Raw genomic sequence first — 644 nt, 5'->3', positions numbered from 1 at the left:
GATGCCGACACCCAGCCTTTCGGCTGCCATCTGTGCTGCGATGGTGCGAACACCAGTGCCGATTTCATGCGAACCACATTGGATCCGGACCGCGCCGTCGGCGGTGAGACGAACCCTGGCCGCGCAAGGTGCGACGGCGGTCGGGTAGATTGCTGTGGCGCAGCCCATGCCGACCAGCCAGTCGCGGTCACGCATCGAGCCGGCCTTGGGCTCGCGTTTCGCCCAGCCAAAGGCCTCCGCGGCCTGATCGTAGCACTTGATGAGCGAGCGGCTGGAAAATGGCTTGCCGCCGATCGGTTCCTTGTCCGGCTCATTGATGCGGCGAAACTCGACAGGGTCCATGCCAAGCGCAACGGCCGTTTCATCCATGGCATTCTCAAGCGCATAGACGTAAGGCGTTTCTGGTGGTGACCGCATGTATCCAGGCGTGTTGCGGTCGGCGTGGACCAGCGAAACATGAGTCAGGACAGAGCCGTAATTGTACATGCGGGCGGTGGCGGACGTGCCGCCGACGACATAAGGGTCAGGGCGTGACGTCACCTCCCAGCCCTCATGTCCGAACGCCGTGATGCGGCCGTCCTTGCCGGCGCCTATGCGGATCCGATGCCGCGTCTCGGCGCGATAGGTCTGCGTACCGAAGGCCT

At 63.8% G+C, this 644-nt stretch carries 1 protein-coding gene; it reads right to left on the bottom strand.

The genetic code is table 11. From position 1 onward, the window contains the following. The coding region (locus EN935_RS39165) for a molybdopterin cofactor-binding domain-containing protein (RefSeq protein WP_164771883.1) at window positions 1–644 on the bottom strand (644 nt) is incomplete at both ends.

The sequence above is a fragment of the Mesorhizobium sp. M7D.F.Ca.US.004.03.1.1 genome (assembly GCF_003998635.1).
In the GTDB taxonomy this organism is placed as follows: Bacteria; Pseudomonadota; Alphaproteobacteria; order Rhizobiales; family Rhizobiaceae; genus Mesorhizobium; species Mesorhizobium loti.
This window is presented reverse-complemented; position numbering and strand designations above follow the sequence as displayed.